Here is a 4107-nt window from a genome sequence, read left to right on the forward strand (position 1 = left end):
GCCCTCAGCGCCGCCGCCCGGCCCCCCGCCGAGCTGGGCGTGGAACTGCGCGAGCATGCGCCGCTCGGCGCCCGGTGGCGGGGCGTGGCTCGCTCGGCTGCGGGCGATGGTGTCGTGGATGCGCGGGTCGAGTTCGGTCATGGTCGGCACTCCTGCACCGCCATCGCCTGGTTGACGCGGGCTCGTGCGCTTCGCAGACGCCAGTAGACAGTGTTGAGGTTGACCCCGAGCTCCCGGGCGATCTCGGGCGCGCTCAGGCCTTCGATGTCGGCGAGCATGAACACCGCCGCGAGCTTGTGATCGAGCTGCTCGAGCACGAGCGCGAGGCGGCGCAGGGTCTCGCGGTCGGCGGCCTGCTCGTCGAGGGAGGTCGCCGCGGCCGGCTCGGGGACCGCCGCCAGCTTGCGCTGGTGTCGGCTCGCCCCGCGGCGCGAGGTCGCGGCCACGCGCCGGGCGATGCCGAACAGCCACGAGCGCAGCGAGCGGTCCTGGTCCCAGTCCTGCCAGCGCCGATAGACGACCATGAACACGTCCTGAACCGCGTCTTCGACCGCGGAAGGAGGCACACCGTGGTAGCGGAGCACGCGCCAGACGAAGCCCATCTCGCGCCGATAGACGAGATCGAACTCGTCGCTCGGGGCGGGCGCGGGGCGGGACAGAGCCATCGGAAAGGAGCGATTGCCGGATGCGGCCGGATCCGTGGTTGGTGATCGTCTGGTTTGATCCGGGCCCGACCCGCGCCCGCTCGCGGCGGCCTCAGGGGAGGCGAAGTTCGACCCCTGCGAGCGCTCGGACGCCGACTGGGGCGTTGTCGAGCACGGGCTGATCATCGAGGGCGAAGCCCCCGGACACGAGCGGGATCGTGGCCTCGACCCCGATCCCGAGCGCGAGGCGCTCGATCGGCGCCCAGGCCAGACCCGGCCCGAGGGCGAGACCGAGGTAGGGCTGGGTCGCGAGCTGGGGGTTTTGGATCGGCTCGAGCGCGACGGCCCGGACCGCGCCGCCCTCCACGGCCCCGCAGAGGGGAAATTCGACGGGCCCGGCGTGGGGGACCCCGCATCCGCCGGTCGCGATCATGAAGCCGTCGACGCGCGCGCGGCCGCGCTCGCCGAGGGTCGGCTGGACCGGAGGCAGCCAGATCCCGCGCAGGGCCCAGCGCCAGCGCGCGCCCAACACGGCCACGCGAAGCCCGAGCGCCGCCGAGCCGCCCTGGACGGGGCCGTAGCCTCCACCGCCGACGAGCGCGAGACCCACCCGCGCCCGCAGCGAGACGGGCTCGACGTCCTCGCTCGAGCTGGGCAGGTTGACGAGGAGCGCGGAGCTGGTCTCGGTCGAGCTCGGGGGTTCGGGTTCGGGTTCGGGTTCGGGTTTGGGTTTGGGTTTGGGTTTGGGTTTGGGCTCGGGCTCGGGCTCGGGCTCGGGTTTGGGCCCGGGCTTGGGCTTGGGCGCGGGCAGCGAGCCCTTCGCGCGCCAGTCGATGCGGGCCGCGATCTCGACGGGGTCGACCGCGACCGCGAGCACGAGCGCCGTCGCGTCGATCGCGACCGCGCAGCTCTCGGCCACGAAGGTCCGGGTCTCGGGGCCCTGGGGCCCGTCGATCTCGAGCCCTACGGACCAGCCCGACGCAGGCGCGGGCTCGACCCGGGCCCGAACCTTCACGAGCGCCGAGCCCCTCGCCGCGGCGATCGACAGCTCGGGCGCGAGCACGCCGAGGCGCTCGATGACGCGGGCGCGGGCGTCGGCGCCGAGGCACTCGGACGGCCCGGACCAGCTCAGCGCGAGGTCTTTGGCGTCTGCTCGCTCGGCCTGATCTCGCGCAGGCGCGTCGGGCAGCGTCGGCGGCCCGAGCCAGATCAGCGTGGCGAGCAACCCGGCAGCGTTCACTCGGCTTTCACGAGGCCAAGCCGGATCGCCTGGCGGACGAGGCCGGCGACGTTGCGACACTCGAGCTTGGCCATGATCCGGCCGCGGTGGCCCTCGATGGTCTTGACGCTGAGGCCGAGGTGTTTGGCGATCTCGGGGCTCGACTTGCCCTCGCCGACCAGGGTCAGGACCTCGCGCTCGCGCTTGGTCAGGCCGTCGCCAGGATCCTTGGTCGCGGCCGGGCTCTCGCCCCGGCTGTCGCGCAGGAGGATCATCGCGATCGCGGGCGAGAAGAACGCCTCGCCGCCGGCGACGGCGCGGATCGCCTTGACGAGGTCCGACAGCCCCGAGCCCTTGAGCAGATAGCCGCTGGCCCCGGCCCGGATCGCCGGGCGGACGTACTCCTCGCCGTCGTACATCGACAAGATCAGGACCTTGGGCGCGTCGGGCTTCTCGCGGATCTCTCGGGTCGCGTCGACGCCGTTGAGCTTGGGCATGTTGAGATCCATGACCACGACGTCGGGTTGGAGGCGCGCGACGGCGTCGACGGCGGCGCGGCCGTCTCCGGCCTCGCCGACGACCTCGAGATCTTCGCTCGCGCTGAGCAGCGCCTTGAGCCCCTCGCGGACGATCGTGTGATCTTCGGCCAGGAGCACGCGGATCGGCTTGTCCGGCATCGCGCTCAGACTAACAGCAAAGACCCGTGACCGGGGCCGTCACGCGGTCACGGGCAAGGTGACGTGGATCTGCGCGCCGCGTCCCGGCGTCGCGCTGATCTCGATGGTCCCGCCGAGCAGCTCGACGCGCTCGCGCATGCCCTCGAGCCCGCGTCGGCCCTTGGCGCGGACCTCCTCGACGTCGAAGCCCCGGCCGTCGTCGGCGATGTCGATCGCGATGCGGTCGTGGACCGCGCCCGCGTCGAGCCGGCGCAGGTCGATCGTCACGCGCTCGGCGTTCGCGTGACGTGCGACGTTGGTCAGGCTCTCCTGGACGATCCGGTAGGCCGCGGTCTCGACCCCGGTGTCGACCCCGGGCTCGTCGAGGTCACCAAACTGGTAGTCGATCTCGACGCCCGTGCGCTCGGAGAAGTCGTCGCAGTGGCGCTCGATCGCGCCCTGGAGCCCGAGGTCGTCGAGGACCGCGGGCGCGAGCCGGTTGACGACGCGGCGGATCTCTTCGAGCGTCGAGTCGGCGAGCTCGACGGTCCGCGTGGCCATGGCCTTCGCGCCATCGTTGCCGGCGAGCTCGGCGAGGATCTGGAGGTTGATCCGGATCGCCGTGAGCGCTTGACCGGCCGAGTCGTGGAGCTCGCGCGAGAGCGAGCGCCGCTCGGCCTCCTGGAGAGCGACGGCGCGGCCCGACAGCTCGCGCAGGCGCTGCTCCTTGTCGCGGACCTCGTCGAGGGCCTCGCGCAGCTGCGACGAGCGCTCGACGACCGTGGCCTCGAGGTTGACGTTGAGGTGCTCGAGCGCGCGCTGCGAGGCGTCGATGCGCTTCTCGGCCTCGACGATCGCCTTGACCGGCAGGCCATACATGACCCCCGCGAGCAGGGCCCCGAGCGCCGCGAAGCCGAGGAAGATCAGCGACGCCTGGCGCTCGACCTCGCGCGAGGTCACGCCGACCCACACCCGCCCGACCTCGCGCTCGACCTCGATCGGCTCGGAGTGCCACAGCAGCTCGCGGTCGGACGCGCTCGGGGCCGCCTGGCCGAGCTCGATCAGGCGCCCCTGCTCGTCGGTCAGATCGATCCGCACGATGCTCTGATGGGCGGTCTGAAGGCTCACGTGACGCAGGAGCTTGGGCGCGTCGTAGCGCCACAAGACCGGGCGCTGCTGGGCCTCCTCGTGGATCAGCTCCGCGACCAGCCTGGCCGTCGAGTTGGCCCGGGTCCGGATCGTCTTGACGCCCATGACCAGGTACACGAGCGGCGCCGAGATCGCTACGACGACGAGCAGAAAAAACGCCAGCGGCCCGAGCCGAGCCGCGAGGTAGCGCTCGAGATTGACCCCCGCCCCCTCGAGCTGCTCGGCCTCAGCCATGGATTGAGTGCAGGTTCAGAACGAGCGACCGGCCGCTTGCGGCCGTGCGTGGCAAGGTCATGGGAGACCGGGGGGGTCGATGAAATGAGCCCCCTTCTAGGGGGCCACGCAGGCCGGTGCGAGACACATACGAGCCCACCGAGCGAGGAACGAGCGACCGGCCGCTTGCGGCCGTGCGTGGCAAGGTCATGGGAGGCCGGGGGGG

General features: G+C 72.2%; 4 protein-coding genes. All 4 read right to left on the reverse strand.

From position 1 onward, the window contains the following. Positions 1–137 precede the first annotated feature (137 nt). Positions 138–665 carry an RNA polymerase sigma factor gene (locus ENSA5_RS08980; RefSeq protein ID WP_106391220.1) on the reverse strand — a complete coding sequence of 176 codons (528 nt, stop codon included), beginning with the start codon at positions 663–665 and terminating at the stop codon, positions 138–140. A gap of 91 nt (positions 666–756) precedes the next feature. Further along, the gene (locus tag ENSA5_RS08985; protein ID WP_146155494.1) at positions 757–1884 is read right to left on the reverse strand and encodes a hypothetical protein; all 1128 of its coding nucleotides are present in this window, start codon (positions 1882–1884) and stop codon (positions 757–759) included. Beyond that, complete coding sequence (locus ENSA5_RS08990) at positions 1881–2540, reverse strand: response regulator transcription factor (protein ID WP_106391222.1); 660 nt, start codon at positions 2538–2540, stop codon at positions 1881–1883. The genes ENSA5_RS08985 and ENSA5_RS08990 overlap by 4 nt, the downstream gene beginning before the upstream one ends. Positions 2541–2579: 39 nt before the next feature. Next, positions 2580–3902: a sensor histidine kinase gene (locus ENSA5_RS08995; protein WP_106391223.1), complete on the reverse strand. Its 1323-nt coding sequence runs from the start codon at positions 3900–3902 to the stop codon at positions 2580–2582. Positions 3903–4107: the final 205 nt, after the last annotated feature.

The sequence above is a fragment of the Enhygromyxa salina genome (assembly GCF_002994615.1).
GTDB lineage: Bacteria > Myxococcota_A > Polyangia > Nannocystales > Nannocystaceae > Plesiocystis > Plesiocystis salina_A.

Bases quoted from the DNA above. Each gene is read 5' to 3' on its own strand.
- ENSA5_RS08995 (WP_106391223.1), bottom strand. From the start codon at position 3,902: ATGGCTGAGGCCGAGCAGCTCGAGGGGGCGGGGGTCAATCTCGAGCGC.
- ENSA5_RS08990 (WP_106391222.1), bottom strand. From the start codon at position 2,540: ATGCCGGACAAGCCGATCCGCGTGCTCCTGGCCGAAGATCACACGATC.
- ENSA5_RS08980 (WP_106391220.1), bottom strand. From the start codon at position 665: ATGGCTCTGTCCCGCCCCGCGCCCGCCCCGAGCGACGAGTTCGATCTC.